Raw genomic sequence first — 14,974 nt, 5'->3', positions numbered from 1 at the left:
CCGGACCGGTGTGATGCCCGTGGTCCCGATGATGTCCCGGCTCGTGATCAGGGCGCCCAGCCAGTGCGATACATCGATCACCTCCGGGCCGGACAGCCCCGGGAAGAAGTATTTGTACCCGCCGGAGAATCCGACGACTTCGTGGGGAAAGACCGGTCCCAGAACAATCGTCGTATCGTGTTCCACTACTGCCCGGTTGATCCGCACCTCCACGTCGATATGCAGCAAACCGTCGGACAGTTCCCCGATGCGATCGGCCGGTATCCGGCCCACGGTGACGAAAGTGGCCGGATCCCACCATTCGTGGTTGCGGACTGAGAGACCCGGGTAGCGGTCCGCGCAACCGCCGGCCGGATAACCCAGCCAGGTGGCCAGCCGGTCCTCGTCCATCGCCGCGTGGGTGCCGAGCGCGATGAGAACGGTGATCCGGCTCGCGCGCCCGGACAATTCGGCGTGCAGAATCGACAGCAGCATCGGTAGCGGACAACTGCGGGTCGCGTCGGGAACCACGAGGCAGATACTGCGCCCGTCGAGGTGCAGCCCGTCCAGTCGCTCCGCGAGAAAGGCGCGCACATCGTCTTCGGACAGGTCGGCGCCGTTGTGGCCGGTAAGGGATACGCAACGCACGGTCACACCCTCGCTTTCTTCGCATGGTCCGGTCGGACGATGCACGCCGGCGCGCGAATCGGCAACGTACTGCGGCAACTCGGGGCAAGGGGTTGTCGGTCACCACCGGTTCCGCACAGCATGGCGGACATGGTTGCTCATTCGCGGACGTCCCGCGGAACACATCCGGATCGCTTGTTCCCGGCCGATCCCGGTGTTCGCGCACTGGCGCGCCGCCTGCACGCGACCGTGCGTGACGAGCCCATCATTTCGCCGCACGGTCATGTGGATGCCCGGCTGCTGGCGGACAACGAACCATTTCCCGACCCGGTGAGCCTGCTGATCACGCCGGACCACTACGTCACGCGTTTGCTGCACGCGCATCGGGTGCCGTTGAACGCACTCGGGGTCGGGCGGGAGATCCTGGACGAAGCCGAGGCCCGCGCGATCTGGCGGATCGTCTGCGACCACTGGTGGGTATTCCGGGGAACACCGGTCCGTTACTGGCTGGAGAGCGAGCTCAGCGGGATATTCGATATCGCCGAACTTCCGGGCCGAGGACGGCCCGATGCGATCTACGACCGGATCGCCGAATGCTTGCGGCAACCGGAATACCTGCCGCGGCGGTTGTACGAACGGTTCGGCATCGATGTCCTGGCCACCACCGACGATCCTTGTGACGACCTGTCGGCGCACAGACAGTTGCGCTCGGATCCGACGTGGCCGGGCCGGGTGGTACCGACCTTCCGGCCCGACCGCTATCTCGAACCCGCGCAGCCGCAATGGAACCGGGACGTCGACCGGCTCGCCGCCACCACCGGTGTCGACACCGGTGACTATGTCGGGTACGTGACGGCGCTCGAGGAGCGTCGGCGCTACTTCGTTTCCCACGGTGCCACTGCGAGCGATCACAGTCACGAAGACGTGCGCGCCGATCCTCTGACGCCCGCCGAAGCGCGCCGCATCTACCGTGATGCCCGATCGGGCACCGTATCCGAGGCGGCGGCGACGGCTTTCCGACGACATATGCTGTTCGAAATGGCCCGGATGTCGACGCAGGACGGCCTGACCATGATGCTGCATCCCGCGATCCGCCGAAATCATCACCAGCCGACCGCGGTGGCCTTCGGCGCGGACACCGGACACGATATTCCGCTGCGGGTGGAATTCACCGACGCCCTGCGCAGTCTGCTGGAGAACTTCGGTACCCATCCGAATCTGAATCTCGTCCTGTTCACCGCCGATGAAACGGCGTTCTCCCGGGAGATCGCACCGCTGGCAGGCTTCTATCCCACTGTGTTCGCCGGTGCGCCCTGGTGGTTCCTCGATGCTCCGGACGCGATCGGACGCTTCCACCGGGCGGTCACCGAGACCGCCGGATTCGGCAAACTCGCCGGGTTCGTCGACGACACTCGCGCTTTCTGCTCGGTGCCGGCTCGGCACGATATGGCCCGGCGGCTCGATGCGAGCCGGCTGGCCGAGTTGGTCGCCCGGCATCAGCTGTCCGAGGACGAGGCGATATCCGCACTCCGGGGGCTCGTGCGCGAGCAGCCGCGCCGGGTCTTCAAGCTGTGACGCCGCGGCCAGGGCGCGCCGCGTCGGTGCGAATGATCCACCTGGGGCTGGGCAATTTCTTCCGCGCCCATCAAGCCTGGTACACCGCACGGGCCTCGGACGCCGCGGAATGGCGAATCGCCGCATTCGCGGGCCGCGGTTCGGATGTCGCCGCGAGACTCGATGCCCAAGGTGGGCTGTACACGTTGATCACCCGAGGTCGAACGGACGAATTCGAGATCGTCCCCGCTATCTCCCGGGCCCACCGGGCGACCGACCATTCTGCCTGGCAGACCTACCTGGCGGAGCCGATGGTGGGCGTGGTGTCGCTGACCGTCACCGAGGCCGGCTACACCCGGAACGCCGAGGGCGGTCTCGATCACTCCGACCCGTCGGTGCGGGCCGACCTGGCGGCACTTCGCACCGAAGTGAATGCGCCGGGGGCCACCGCGGTGGCCCGCCTGGTGGCAGGGCTGGCGGCGCGGGCCGCCGCGGCGGCCGGCCCGATCGCTGTGGTGCCGTGTGACAATCTGCCCGGAAACGGGCCGGCTCTGAAACGGGTAGTCCTGGAGTTCGCCGGATATGTGGCTCCCGATCTCGCGACGTGGATAGAGTCGAACGTTTCCTTCGTCACCAGTGTGGTGGACCGAATCACGCCGGCCGGCGGTGGCGAGGATTCGCTACTGGCCGAATCCGTCACGGGTTACCACGATGCGGCACCGGTGGTGACCGAGCCGTACCACGAGTGGGTGTTGTGCGGCGAGTTCCCGGCCGGTCGCCCGCGCTGGGAGACAGCGGGTGCCGTCTTCACGCGGGATATCGCCGCCTACGAACAGCGAAAGCTGTGGATGCTCAACGGTGCTCATTCGCTACTCGCGTACACCGCGCCGCTGCGTGGACATCGAACCGTGGCGGCCGCCGTGGCGGATCCGGTGTGCCGGGCCTGGGTCGAACAGTGGTGGTCGGAGGTGACACCCCATATCGATCTCCCGGCAGGAGAATTGCATCGGTACCGAACGGAGCTGATCGGCCGTTTCGCGAATCACCGTATACAGCATCATCTTTCCCAGATCGCCGTTGACGGTGCGCAGAAGCTCCCGGTGCGGACCCTGCCGGTGTTACGCCGAGAACGGGCAGCCGGGCGCCTGCCGGCCGGAGCCGTCCGGGCGCTGGCGGGCTGGGCATGCCATGTCGGGGCGCGCGGTGCCGGCCTATCGGATATCCGCGCGCCCGGGCGACCGGAAGTTCGGTCCGCCCTGGTCCGCCTGGATCCCGCACTCGGCGCGGATAGTGACCTGATGGCGGCCGTCGTCCGGGAAGCCGAACGTTTGTGCGGCAGAGTATGACCGCGCCGGAACTGTTCCGGGTGGTGGACGGGCACTCGTGGAACCCTGGGTTCCGCAACGAGGAAATCCACACGTCCACCCCTCGAACGAGGTGATCGGTGGTGGTCAGCCGAGGCTGAACGGTTGACCCCATACCGTGACGACCTCTTTGGCGGTCCCGGTCTCCACCTCCGCCTCGACGAATGCCCGGGCCTGCGCGTAGCCCGCGCAGCCGGCGAGGCCGATCGTACTGTTGCTCCAGGTGACGCTACCGGTGGTGCCGCGGAACGATGCGAAATTCCGATGCGATTCCGCGCCGAAGGCATCGGGCGCCTCGAGGTCGAGGAGGTAGAACTTTTTCGCCTGTCCGGGGCCGAGGCTGAGATTTCCGCCGAGGCTGCCGCCGGCCGAGGGGCTCTGGCCTGCCCAATCGGAGCTGTAGTTCGCGCCGCCGTTCGCCCCGCCGCCGGCGATATTGACCTGGCAGCCGACGACATACCCCGGTTTGATCTTTGCCGTGCGGGCCGGTGCGGAAAGCTCGACCTGCGCGCTGGCCGATACCCAGGCATTGCGATGCAGGGGTGTCGCGCCCAGCGACGGGCTGATCGTGGCGGATTCGGCGGCGATGCGCACGGTGACGGTGGTGCCGTCGCCGAGGCTTTCGGTGACGCTGCCGCCGGGTAACGGGACGAAGGTGTCGGCTTCGGCGACACCGGTGGCCGCGAATCCCAGAATTGCCGTGGCGGCAAGCCCGATGAGCGTGGATTTCCTGTGGTGGATCATGGTGCTAACCCCTCCGGGTTCGAATCGGCCAGGCCGAGAGCTGTGCTGAAGATGCGTTCTGATCAGCCGATGCTGAACGGAGCCCCGTACAGAGTGGTCTTGGAATAGTGGTCGCCGATGATCTCGAGGACCGTGTAGGAGCGGGCCTGGGCGTAGCCGCCACAGCCCTGGATCTGTATTTCGACATCGCGGTAGCCGAGGCTGTAAACGCCCGGCCCGAGAACGTCCTTGAAGCCGACACGGACGAACCCGACGTCACCGGGACCGAGCTGGATACCCGCGGAGCCACTCAAGCCGCCCCCATTGGTGCTGACATTGCCCGACAGGCCCGCGGAGATGGCCTTGTCGCCGATACTGACCTGGCAGCCGACGATGTAGCCCGTGTTCACCTGGCTGGCGCCGTGGGTGGAGGAGTTGTTGGTACCGGGCTGATTCCCGGGGCTGCTGTACGGACCGGGGCGCTCGACGGTAGGAGTGGCGCGGACATCGGCGGTGACGGTGCCGGACACCCACACCACCCGTCCCGCGCCATTGGCTGCCATCGAAGGAGAGACGACAGCCCGCTCGGCGGTCCGGGTGAGTGTGGCCCCGGGGGCATCCGTTCGTCCGTCGGGCAGCGGTACGAAGGTATCGGCGTCGGCCGCGCCGGCAGACAACAGGCCGACGATCACGGTGACGGCCGTACCGATTCCTGCCAGGCGTGCGCCGTTACGGAATGCGGCGGTGCGCGCGCGGTCCGGGATAGTTGCTTTCATCTGCTGGACCCTCATCTCGATGGGAAACCGGTCGTGCCGGAGATCGGAAAGTGCCTGTTCCGGCGGATGATGCCGGAAGCTCGTGACGGGCGAAGTTCCCGGACTTTCTTGAATGGGCTGTCTTTTCCGGGCTGAGCGCCGCGCCGCCGGAAAGCGGTCTGCCGGATCGAGTGGCGCCCGTCACATGGTGTGGTCATGGTTGATGACGGGTGGGATCAGGGGCAACCAGTTGCCGCGAGTTGCCGTAAGGCGCGGGTGGGCGCGTGGCGCAGGGAGCTGGACGGCTGTCCGGTGCGCTGCCCAGGCATGGCAACACACGGCAACTCCTTGTGTGACCGGGGTCTCCGGCCGCGTAATGGACCCACATCGCAGAACAAGGAAGTTCGCCCCATATGTTTGATCAACCGCCCAGTCCACGGTTGCTCGTGCCTTCCCTCGCTGCTCGGAACGCGGGAACCACCTGCTCCTCTTTCGCTCGCCGCCCCGCACCACCTGTGGCCGGACGGCGCCCCGCACACACTTTCCGCCCGGAGACGGATCGGCTTACGAGGCGCGCCGACGACAAGGCAGGCCGGCCCACCGAACCGACCGGCGCGGTGGCGGGTGCTGCCGGCGTCCGCGGACCTGGGAACGAGGCCCCACGATGATCGGATATGCCGGACGTCGCCTCGCCGCCGGTGTTGTGCTGGCGTTGCTCGTCACGATGATCACCTTCTCGATGCTGAGCCTGACCTTCGATGACGTCGTGGCCGGCCTGCTCGGTCCGGCCGCCACCCCGGAGACCATCGAGGCACGGAAGGCCGCGATGGGGCTGGACCGGCCACTGCCGGTGCAGTACGGCGACTGGCTGCTGCACGCCGTGCGTGGTGACTTCGGCGTCTCCTATTTCACCAGCGAACCGGTCGAATCCGCGGTCACCGCACGGTTGAGTGTCACGCTGTCCATCGTGGTGGTCGCCGTGTTCTTCACCGCGGTCGTGAGCCTGACCCTCGGGGTGCTGGCAGCCACCCAGGGGGGTGCGATCGACCGGATCACCCAAGGAATCTCGATGACCGGCCTGCTGGTGCCGAACCTGTTGCTGGCCATCGTTCTGGTCTATGTGCTCGCCATCTGGCTGCGCTGGTTTCCGGCTACCGGTTTCGCGCGCTTCGGCGACGATCCCGCGCGGTGGGCGAGCACCATCGCCATCCCCGTGATGGCGCTGACGGTGGCCGGGATAGCCGGCCTCACCGCGCAGGTGCGTGGCGCGATGATCGACGAATTGCGCAAGGACTACGTCCGCACCCTGCGGACACGGGGGCTACCGATGCGATCGATCGTGCTCCGGCATGCCCTGCGCAACGCGGTCGGGCCCGCGCTGACGGTCCTGTCCCTCGAATTCATCACCATGGTGGGCGGCGCTCTCATCATCGAGAACATCTTCGCCCTCCCCGGGTACGGCAGCTATGCCTTCAACGCCTCCCTACAGGGTGATGTGCCGGTCATCATGGGCGTGACAACCTTCGTGGTCATGCTGGTCGTGGGGGTCAATCTCGTCGTCGATCTGTTGAACGGCTGGCTCAACCCGAAAGCGAGGATCCATTGAGCACGAAGCTCTCCGGTCCGGAGACTGCCGCCTCGCCCGGTACCGTCGAACGGACCTCCGTACTTCACAGACTTTCGCGGGATCCGCAAGCAGTCGTCACCGCCGGGCTGCTGCTGGTCATTGTGCTGTCGGGAGTGATCGGCTCGGTAATTGCCACACATGAGCCGAACGCCGCGTCGCTGGATGCCATCAATGCCGACCCCGGTAGCCCGGGCTACCTTCTCGGCGGCGACAAGGACGGCCGCGATATCCTTGCGCGACTTCTCCATTCGATCAATACCAGCGTGGTTTCCGCGCTCATCGCACCGGGGATCGCACTTGCCATAGGAATAACCTTCGGGCTCGTAGGCGGATACTTCGGCGACCGTGTCCGAGGCGCCACGGAATGGGTGTTCAACCTGTTCATGACCTTTCCCGGACTCCTGCTGCTGATCATCCTGATGCCGGTCACCCACGGCGACTATCGGGCCAGTATGGCGATACTCGGCGTCATACTGTCTCCGGGCATCTACCGGATCGTGCGTAACCAGGTACTCGGGGTGAAGAACGAGCTCTTCATCGATGCCGCACGGGTGTCCGGGCTACCGGACCACCGGATCCTGGCGAGGCACATCCTGTTCCGCGTACGTGGACCGGTGATCATCGCCTCCGCGTTCCTGGCCGCCACCGCCATCAATGTGCAAGCCGGACTCGCCTTCCTCGGAGTGGGCTCCAGCACCACACCGAGCTTCGGTGCGATGATCGCCGAGGGATTCGCCAATATGTACGTCGAACCGGTGCAGTTGGTCTGGCCCAGCATTCTCCTCGGGGTGATCACCTCGGCACTGGTCCTGTTCGGCAACGCGCTGCGTGACACCCTCGAAGGCGGTACGAAACCCCGGCCACCGCGGCTCACCGGGGCGCCCGGGCCGACGGCACGTTCATCGCCTGTGGACGGTTCCGGCGGCGTGCTGGCGGTGCGGAATCTGAGCATCTCCTATCCGGCACCGACCGGCGAGTTGCGCGAGGTGGTCAGCGATCTCAGTTTCGACTTGGCGGAGGGCGAGACGCTCGGTCTGGTCGGTGAGTCCGGTTCCGGGAAAACGCAAACCGCGTTCGCCGTGCTGGGTGTCCTTCCCGGCGAAGCCGTGGTGACCAGCGGTTCCATCGAGCTGGACGGGCGCGAACTGCTCGGGTTGCGGGAGCGGGAACTGCGGGCGCTCCGCGGGCGCACGATCGCCTACATCCCACAGGAGCCGATGAGCAATCTCGACCCGTCTTTCACGGTCGGAGCGCAACTCGTGGAATCCGTGCGAGCGGCCACGCCGATGCCGCGGCGGGACGCGCGGCGCCGAGTGCTGTCGATGCTCGACCAGGTGGGAATCACCGATCCCGAACGGACTTTCGATTCCTATCCGCACCAGATCTCGGGAGGTATGGCACAGCGGGTCCTCATCGCCGGCGCCGTGGCCGCACGGCCGCGGGTGCTCATCGCCGACGAGCCGACCACGGCGTTGGATGTCACCGTTCAGGCCGAGATCCTCGATCTACTCCACGACCTGCGGCAGCGTTTGAATATGTCGGTGCTGCTGGTAACGCACAACTTCGGCGTTGTGGCGGATCTGTGCGATCGCGTGGCGGTGATGCAGCGGGGTGCGATCGTCGAAACCGGGACCACACCGGAGCTGTTCGCCGGTCCACGGCACGAATACACCCGGACGCTGCTCGACTCCATTCTCGACGACACCGTAGTGCGCGGCGAACAGCCCGGCAATGAACCGGGGGACGAGACCACGGCGATCAGGGAGACGGTGCGATGAGCGCGTTGCTGGAAGTGAACGATCTGCGCGTTACCTATCCGGGCCGTGGTCTGCGGGCGCGGCCGGTGGAGGTGCTGCACGGCGTTTCGCTGACGGTCGGTGTCGGCGAAACATTGGGACTTGTGGGCGAATCCGGTTCCGGCAAGTCGACAATCGGCCGCTCCGTGCTCGGGCTGGCCGCCGCGAACGCCGGTACCATCCGGTTCGGCGGCAGCGATATCACGCATGTGAAGGGAAAGCGCCGCCGGCAGCTGGCCCGCGAAATCCAGGTGGTGTTCCAAGACCCCTACAGCTCGCTCAACCCTTCCCTCACGATCGGTGAGATCTTGAGCGAACCGCTGGTGGTACAGGGAATCGCGCCGGCAATCGCGCGATCGCGAATAGCCGAATTGCTCGATCAGGTCGGCTTACCCGGTAATTCTGCCGCTCGGCTGCCCCGGGAGTTCAGTGGCGGCCAGCGCCAGCGGATCGCCATCGCCCGGGCGCTGGCTCCCGAGCCGAAACTCATAGTCTGCGACGAGCCGGTGTCGGCGCTGGACCTCAGCACTCAGGCACGGGTCCTGGAGTTGCTCGACGGAATACAGCGGCGGACCGGTGTGTCCTACCTGTTCATCTCCCACGACCTGGCGGTGATCCGGCACATCAGCCATCGTGTCACTGTGCTGTACCGGGGCGACATCGTGGAAACCGGCCCTGCCCGGGTCGTCACCTCGACCCCGGACCACCCGTATACGCAGCGCCTGTTGCTCGCCGCCCCGGTCGCGGACCCGGTGCGGCAGCGGATCCGCCGGGCCGAGCGTCGCCGGCTGGCGGAACAGACCGGCCCTGCCCCGGGCCGGTCAGCTGCCGAATGACCCGGGCGGGTTCCCGTCCGGGTGAATTCGAGCGCGGCCGATACCGGTTACTACCATGGGAGCGAATATCGTGGTCGATCTGTCAGCCGGCCCTGCCGGTCGAAACGCCTGGCGTGTGTACTCCGGCGAGGGTGAAGACAATGGCGTGGCCCGAAGGCGAACACTGCGGCCGCGACTGGTGGCCCTCGCGCCGACCGCCGGCACGGTGGTGCGTGACGCCGGGGGATGGCTGTTCGACCGGGCGATGTCCGGCTGGGACGTGACCGTGCTCGTCGCCGACTGCGCCGATACGCGCCCACTGGACATCCTCGGCGTACGCGTGGTGGATATCGAGTTCGGCCTGACGTCCGCGAAGCCCGGAGCCAGACCACAGGCTGTCGCCGTCGACGCCGGACTGCTCACCTCGGACACGCGCGTCCACGAGGGAATGCTCCGGCTCCTCGACAAGTCGCTGGCGCAGGAGGTGACATTGTGGGGAACTCGCTGGCCGGGGGAGTTCCGGGCACATGCGATACCGGTGCGGCATCGACTCACCGCGGCTGCCCGTGCGTTCAAATGCGCGGCCCTGAGCGCCGCATGCGTACCGATTCGCACCGACACAGTCGAACGGTTCCGCCGATGTGAACTCTCGGCCGGCGGTGATCGCGGATGAAGACCCGCGTGTCTGGTTGCTTGTTCACAGGGAGCGGATCGGATCCCTGCCGTCCCACTCTTCGCAGGCGTTTCGGACCATCGCGGCGAGCTGGGCGGTGCCGGGGGTGTATTCGCTGACCTCGATGATCGGTGCGGGACCGGACGGCGGTTCGAAGTAGGCGTAACGGGCGCCCCCGGGGCCTCCGCCCGACCAGACCACGGGACGGCCGGCGGCGTGAATCGATTCGAGTGCCGCCTCGAAATCGTCTGCCCACCAAGCGAGCTGATGAAAGCCACCGTTTCCGCCATCGAGGAACTCGGTGTAGATGCTCGGGGCGTCGTCATGCTGCTGAATGAGCTCGACCTGAAGGTGTCCCGAGTGGGCGAACGCCAGCGTGACCGTCACTTCGCAGGGTGATCCGCGATAGAGCGACCGCTGTGACAATCCGCGTAGGACGTACCAAGGACCTATGCCGAGCCCGAGCCACGAGTCGATCTGGTCCTCGATATCGGCGACCACGTAGCCGATCTGCCGTACTGGGCCGGGTAACTGCACCGGCACGCTCGAACTTTCCATCGGCCTCTCGAATCGCTGGTGAGCGCTATGGCTTGTGAACGCTCTGGAGAGTATGGCAATCTCTGTGGTGAGAATAGCATTCTTGAAACAAAGAGTTTCAATCTGAGGTCTGGCCGGTAAGAGCCTGGCCTCCCGGCCGGAGTTCGAGGTGCAGGTGTCATGGGCTATGCCGACAGGCTGTTCGATCTGAGCGGACGGGTGGTACTGATCACCGGCGGTAGCCGGGGGCTCGGGCGTGAAATGGCCTTCGCGGCCGCGCGGTGCGGTGCGGACCTGGTGATCGCGAGCCGGAACTACGAGAGTTGCGCGGCTACGGCCGCGGAGATCGAGCGGGAAACCGAACGGGCCGTGCTGCCCTACAGCGCGCATGTGGGCCGGTGGGACCAGCTCGACGGTCTGGTCGATGCCGCCTACGCTCGTTTCGGCAGAGTCGATGTGCTGATCAACAATGCGGGTATGCAGCCGGTCTACGATTCGCTGAGTACGGTGACCGAGAAGCTGTTCGATTCCGTGCTGAATCTCAACCTGAAGGGCCCGTTCCGGCTGTCGGTTCTGGTGGGGGAGCGGATGGTCGCCGCCGGTGGCGGCTCGATCATCAATGTCAGTTCCTCGGGGTCGATCCGGCCGCGGCCGTCGATCGTCCCGTACGCGGCCGCCAAAGCCGGGCTCAATGCGATGACGGAGGGGTTGGCGCTGGCATTCGGGCCGGCGGTGCGGGTCAACACCTTGATGGCAGGCCCGCATCTGACCGAGGCCACCGCCGGCTGGAAGCTGGAGGATCTCGCGCCCGAGGACAATCCCTTCGCCGCCCACGCGCTGCAGCGTCCGGGACGCCCGGAGGAAATCGTCGGTGCCGCGTTGTTCCTCGCTTCGGACGCGTCCAGTTTCACCACCGGGGCCACGCTGCGCTCCGACGGTGGCATGCCCTGACGGGGGCTGTCACCCCAGGCTCACCAGGCGGGGTTTCGTAGGCGTAGGTGGCGGCCGGGTTCGGTACGATCACGCGGTCGGATCACGGACACCGGTACCGCATGTTCGGTCCACCGGACAACGGGGACGATGTCCGGTGCTCGGAACTCATGCGATCGGTGTCGGTTTCGGTGTGCCCGAACAGCGACTTTCGAAGAATGATGAGACCCACACCCCGATGACGATTTCGCGCTCCTCACCGCCGGGGCCGGACACCGCGGCGAACCTCTATGGCAGGCAGAAGGAACGTGGTGCACTGGCGGCCCTGATGGCACGGGCACGGGCAGGCAACGGCGGATTCGCTGTGGTCCACGGGGAGCCGGGAATCGGCAAAAGCGCATTGCTCGATGATGCTGCCCGCGCTGGCGCAGATATGCGCGTATTACATGTGACGTGCGTCGAATGGGAATCCGACCTCGGCTACGCGACCCTGCACCATCTGCTGAAACCTGCGCTCGAGCTGCTCGATCGGCTGTCCGAACCGCAGGCAGCCGCCCTCCGGGTGGTGTTCGGGCTGACGGATGGACCTGCCCCGGACCGATTCCTCGTCGGCTTGGCGGCGCTGTCGCTGCTGTCGGAGCTGGCCGAGGACAACCCGCTGCTCTGCCTCGTGGACGACGCACACTGGGCCGCAGACGCGTCGATCAACGTCCTCGGGTTCGTGGCACGGCGACTGGACACCGAGCCGATCGCACTGGTGCTGGCAGCCCGCTCCGACGAAGGGCACCGCCTCGAACTTGCGGGCGCCGTGGACCTGCCGTTGGCCGGCCTGGACCGATCGTCGGCACGTCAGCTGCTCGTCGAGCAGGTCGGTACGCGATTGACTCCGTCACAGCGCGACGTGGTACTGGAGGCCACTGCGGGCAATCCGCTGGCGATCCGCGAACTCCCGGCCACAGTCGCCGGTGCGCGCGTGCCACCGAGGCCCCTGCCACTCGTCGAGGAGTTGCAGCAGGCCTTTCTGCGCCGGGTTCGTTGTCACAGCGAACCACTACAGCGGCTGATGCTGTTGATCGCCGCGGACGGCCATCTCCGGTGGGACGTGTTGCGCCGGGCGGCGTCTGTGTTCGATGCCGATCTCGAATCCGCTGTCGACGGACTCGGCGACCTCGACGACCTGGTCACCGTGGAAGGGCCGACGGTGGTGTTCCGGCACCCGCTGATTCGCTCTGCCGTCTATCACGGGGCCACAGCCGGGGATCGGCGGAATGCCCATCGAGCCTTGGCCGCCGTGGTAGATGACGAAGACGAACTTCGTGCGTGGCATCTGGGACAGGCGGTGGAGGGCCGTGACGAGGATGTTGCCCGAGAGCTGGAGCAAGCAGCGAGCCGGGCCGCCCGGTCGAGTTCCGCCACCACCGCCGCGCTCCTCGCCCGGGCAATGGAAGTGGGTGACCCCGGATTGTGCCGGGCCCGGCGCAGGCTCGAATCCGCGGAAGCGTGGTGGCACGGCGGGGATTTCGACCGGGCCAAGACGATGTTGGAGGGCCTCGAACCGGACAGTTCGGCCGAGCCCCTTCGCGTTCGGGCAACCCTGTTACGGGCGTCGCTGGAACTGCACATCGGTCGGCCCGCCGACGCTTTGGCGATGCTGCGCCCGGTCCTGCCCGGCGCGCTGGAAGCGGGCTCGCACCAGGCGATCCCGCTGCTGATGCGGTTCTGGGAGGCCGGTTTCGCCGCCAACGCGGCGGATGCGTGGGCGGAGTTGTCGAACGTGGTCGAACGGCACGATTTCACCGGCACCGGCGTATGGGAGATCCTCGGCCGGCTGCTACGCGGCACCTGCCGAACACTGAAGGGAGAGGAAGCCGGATTGGCGCCCGGCGACCTGGACGCGGCAGCGCATCTGACAGATCCGGGTCCGGCAGCCTGGGCCGCCGGGATGCTCTGGGAACTCGGCGACCGAAAGCGCGGGCGGCACCTGAGCAGGATCGCGATGCGCCATGCTCGACGCCTCGGGGCACCGGTGCCCCTGTCCTGGGCGTTGTGGCGGGTGGTCATGGACGACCTGGAGAGCGGGCGTTTCCGCTCGGCGGAAGCGTTCGCGGAGGAAGGTTGCCGGCTGACGGAGGAAACCGGACAGCGGAACGCACACCTGGCGTTTCGCGGCGCTCAGGTCATGCTGGCAGCGCTGCGCGGCGACGACGAGGCGGCCCGTACGCTCGCCGGTCACGTCATGGCCGACGCGATCGACCACGGCATGGTCAGTATCGTCGTCCTCGTCCAGCGCGCACTCGGTCTGCTCGAACTTGCGTCCGGCCGGCCCGAACAGGCTCTGCTGCGCTTCCGGCCGCCGGCCGGCGGCTCCTACCTCAGCGTCACCGTGGTGAACGTGCCCGACCTGGTCGAGGCGGCGGTTCAGTCCGATCACATCGACATGACCGCCGAACCACTGGCACTGTTCACCCGATGGGCGCAGGTTGCCGGCACACCGGAGCTGGGCGCGTTGGCCGCCAGATGCCGCGCACTACTCGCCCCGCCCGAACACGCGGCAGCCGATTTCCGTCGCGCACTGGCACTACATGAGCACACCGACCAACCGTTCGAGACGGCCAGAACACAACTGCTTTTCGGCCGGTATCTGCGCCGCAACCGGCGCAAGTCCGAGGCCCGTGCGCCGCTCAACGCCGCCCTGGAAACCTTCCACCTGCTGGGGGCCGACCGCTGGGCAGATCGCGCCCGAGAAGAACTGCGCGCCACCGGCGTACGCATCCAACCCCGCGTTGCCACCGGTGCCGTGCAACTCACGCCGCAGGAAGCGCGGATCGCCGAAGCCGTCGCCGACGGTTATACGAACCGGGACATCGCGGCACAGATGTTCCTCAGCACCCGGACGATCGATTACCACTTGCGCAAGATGTACCAGAAGGCCGGAGTCAACTCCCGCGCCGAACTCACCCGTATTCTGCTGACCGAAGCCGGCAACAACCAGGGTGCCGCGAGCGGGAGAACTGAGCCGGCGACGGAAAGGCTGCCACGATCACATCTCTACTGAGGTGCTTCTTGAAGTGCGCGGACCTCGATGCGTGATCCCAGTGCGGCGGAGGCTTGTTCGGCCCAGGCCACGGCGGCGGATTCGTCGTCGGCGTTGATGATCCAGAAGCCACCGACGTACTCGGTGGCCTCGACGAAGGGCGCCCGGGTGTGCGACGGGACGTCTCCGGAGGCATCGACGGTGATGGCGGTCGAGGGCGGATGCAGCCCGCCGGCAGTGACCAGCGCGTCGGCGGCGACGAGGTCGTTGTTGAACTTCTCGACAGCGGCCATCATCGCTTCGAGTTCGGCGGGGTCCATATCCTGCATGGATTCCATCGTCGGTTCCTCGGCGGTGTCATGGGGCAGGGTCAGGAAGTATTGCGGCACTCGGATTCTCCTTCAACGCGGATCGACGGGTTCTTTCGAGACGGGCGCGGGTATCCACGCCCGGGATCTGCCGTGGCGGTCGCGGGGACGGCACCGGACGAACCGCCCGGATTCGCTCACGCATCAGCGCTCGTTCGCCGGCGGCGGGCCTCAGTCTGCCCGATCAGCAAA

12 protein-coding genes and 1 pseudogene are annotated in these 14,974 nt (G+C 66.8%); 8 read left to right on the top strand and 5 right to left on the bottom strand.

The window, feature by feature from the left end:
• Window positions 1-63: 63 nt before the first annotated feature.
• Window positions 64-573 (bottom strand): annotated as a pseudogene (locus ACIA75_RS27160) (lactate racemase domain-containing protein); the annotation flags it as partial.
• Window positions 574-756: 183 nt separating this feature from the next.
• Between ACIA75_RS27160 and uxaC the strand changes: the two are divergent.
• Together uxaC and ACIA75_RS27150 are read left to right on the top strand one after the other, a co-directional pair.
• Window positions 757-2,181: a glucuronate isomerase gene (uxaC, locus tag ACIA75_RS27155; protein WP_397108802.1), complete on the top strand. Its 1,425-nt coding sequence runs from the start codon at window positions 757-759 to the stop codon at window positions 2,179-2,181.
• Window positions 2,182-2,213: 32 nt separating this feature from the next.
• Window positions 2,214-3,506, top strand: a complete 1,293-nt coding sequence (locus ACIA75_RS27150; protein ID WP_397109116.1) for a mannitol dehydrogenase family protein — start codon at window positions 2,214-2,216, stop codon at window positions 3,504-3,506.
• 105 nt (window positions 3,507-3,611) lie between these two features.
• On the opposite strand, the gene ACIA75_RS27145 is transcribed toward ACIA75_RS27150, so the two are convergent.
• Both ACIA75_RS27145 and ACIA75_RS27140 read right to left on the bottom strand, forming a co-directional pair.
• Complete coding sequence (locus ACIA75_RS27145) at window positions 3,612-4,268, bottom strand: MspA family porin (protein WP_397108800.1); 657 nt, start codon at window positions 4,266-4,268, stop codon at window positions 3,612-3,614.
• Between the two features lie 62 nt (window positions 4,269-4,330).
• Window positions 4,331-5,023, bottom strand: a complete 693-nt coding sequence (locus ACIA75_RS27140; protein ID WP_397108798.1) for an MspA family porin — start codon at window positions 5,021-5,023, stop codon at window positions 4,331-4,333.
• 643 nt (window positions 5,024-5,666) lie between these two features.
• Between ACIA75_RS27140 and ACIA75_RS27135 the strand changes: the two genes are divergently transcribed.
• The 4 genes from ACIA75_RS27135 (at window position 5,667) to ACIA75_RS27120 (ending at window position 9,913) form a co-directional block, all read left to right on the top strand.
• Window positions 5,667-6,608 (top strand): ABC transporter permease, encoded by a 942-nt coding sequence (locus ACIA75_RS27135; protein WP_397108796.1) that lies wholly within the window; start codon window positions 5,667-5,669, stop codon window positions 6,606-6,608.
• On the top strand, window positions 6,605-8,407 hold the full coding sequence (locus ACIA75_RS27130; RefSeq protein WP_397108794.1) for a dipeptide/oligopeptide/nickel ABC transporter permease/ATP-binding protein: 1,803 nt from the start codon (window positions 6,605-6,607) through the stop codon (window positions 8,405-8,407). The genes ACIA75_RS27135 and ACIA75_RS27130 overlap by 4 nt, the downstream gene beginning before the upstream one ends.
• Window positions 8,404-9,261 carry an ATP-binding cassette domain-containing protein gene (locus ACIA75_RS27125; RefSeq protein WP_397108792.1) on the top strand — a complete coding sequence of 286 codons (858 nt, stop codon included), beginning with the start codon at window positions 8,404-8,406 and terminating at the stop codon, window positions 9,259-9,261. The genes ACIA75_RS27130 and ACIA75_RS27125 overlap by 4 nt, the downstream gene beginning before the upstream one ends.
• Window positions 9,262-9,406: 145 nt before the next feature.
• Entirely contained in the window at window positions 9,407-9,913 is a 507-nt protein-coding gene (locus ACIA75_RS27120; protein ID WP_397108790.1) for a hypothetical protein, read from the top strand.
• A gap of 24 nt (window positions 9,914-9,937) precedes the next feature.
• On the opposite strand, the gene ACIA75_RS27115 is transcribed toward ACIA75_RS27120, so the two are convergent.
• The gene (locus tag ACIA75_RS27115; protein ID WP_397109114.1) at window positions 9,938-10,450 is read right to left on the bottom strand and encodes a VOC family protein; all 513 of its coding nucleotides are present in this window, start codon (window positions 10,448-10,450) and stop codon (window positions 9,938-9,940) included.
• 180 nt (window positions 10,451-10,630) lie between these two features.
• Here ACIA75_RS27115 and ACIA75_RS27110 point away from each other — a divergent pair, with 180 nt between their 5' ends.
• Together ACIA75_RS27110 and ACIA75_RS27105 are read left to right on the top strand one after the other, a co-directional pair.
• Complete coding sequence (locus ACIA75_RS27110) at window positions 10,631-11,401, top strand: SDR family NAD(P)-dependent oxidoreductase (RefSeq protein WP_397108788.1); 771 nt, start codon at window positions 10,631-10,633, stop codon at window positions 11,399-11,401.
• A gap of 217 nt (window positions 11,402-11,618) precedes the next feature.
• A complete protein-coding gene (locus tag ACIA75_RS27105) occupies window positions 11,619-14,435 on the top strand; it encodes an AAA family ATPase (RefSeq protein ID WP_397108786.1) in 2,817 nt (938 codons plus the stop codon).
• On the opposite strand, the gene ACIA75_RS27100 is transcribed toward ACIA75_RS27105, so the two are convergent.
• The gene (locus ACIA75_RS27100; protein WP_397108784.1) at window positions 14,429-14,803 is read right to left on the bottom strand and encodes a YciI family protein; all 375 of its coding nucleotides are present in this window, start codon (window positions 14,801-14,803) and stop codon (window positions 14,429-14,431) included. The genes ACIA75_RS27105 and ACIA75_RS27100 overlap by 7 nt on opposite strands.
• Between the last annotated feature and the right edge of the window lie 171 nt (window positions 14,804-14,974).

The organism is Nocardia sp. NPDC051750 (assembly GCF_044453135.1).
In the GTDB taxonomy this organism is placed as follows: Bacteria; Actinomycetota; Actinomycetes; order Mycobacteriales; family Mycobacteriaceae; genus Nocardia.
This window is presented reverse-complemented; position numbering and strand designations above follow the sequence as displayed.

Coding starts and splice junctions, on each gene's coding strand:
- uxaC (WP_397108802.1), top strand. CDS start 757: ATGGTTGCTCATTCGCGGACGTCCCGCGGAACACATCCGGATCGCTTG.
- ACIA75_RS27150 (WP_397109116.1), top strand. CDS start 2,214: ATGATCCACCTGGGGCTGGGCAATTTCTTCCGCGCCCATCAAGCCTGG.
- ACIA75_RS27145 (WP_397108800.1), bottom strand. CDS start 4,268: ATGATCCACCACAGGAAATCCACGCTCATCGGGCTTGCCGCCACGGCA.
- ACIA75_RS27140 (WP_397108798.1), bottom strand. CDS start 5,023: ATGAAAGCAACTATCCCGGACCGCGCGCGCACCGCCGCATTCCGTAAC.
- ACIA75_RS27135 (WP_397108796.1), top strand. CDS start 5,667: ATGATCGGATATGCCGGACGTCGCCTCGCCGCCGGTGTTGTGCTGGCG.
- ACIA75_RS27125 (WP_397108792.1), top strand. CDS start 8,404: ATGAGCGCGTTGCTGGAAGTGAACGATCTGCGCGTTACCTATCCGGGC.
- ACIA75_RS27110 (WP_397108788.1), top strand. CDS start 10,631: ATGGGCTATGCCGACAGGCTGTTCGATCTGAGCGGACGGGTGGTACTG.
- ACIA75_RS27105 (WP_397108786.1), top strand. CDS start 11,619: ATGACGATTTCGCGCTCCTCACCGCCGGGGCCGGACACCGCGGCGAAC.